Here is a 225-nt window from a genome sequence, read left to right on the forward strand (position 1 = left end):
CTCATTGATGTTGATGTACTCATTGACGCTGAGTCACTTTCGCTCATTGATGTCGATGTGCTCATGCTTGCTGAGTCGCTCTCACTCACTGATGTTGAAGTGCTCATGCTTGCTGAATCACTTTCACTCATTGATGTTGATGTACTCATTGACGCTGAGTCGCTCTCACTTACTGATGTTGATGTGCTCATGCTTGCTGAGTCACTTTCACTCATTGATGTTGAT

General features: G+C 44.0%; 1 pseudogene. It reads left to right on the forward strand.

From position 1 onward, the window contains the following. Nucleotides 1-225 (forward strand): annotated as a pseudogene (locus tag TP70_RS12915) (hypothetical protein); the annotation flags it as partial.

This window comes from Staphylococcus microti (assembly GCF_000934465.1).
GTDB classification, from domain to species: domain Bacteria; phylum Bacillota; class Bacilli; order Staphylococcales; family Staphylococcaceae; genus Staphylococcus; species Staphylococcus microti.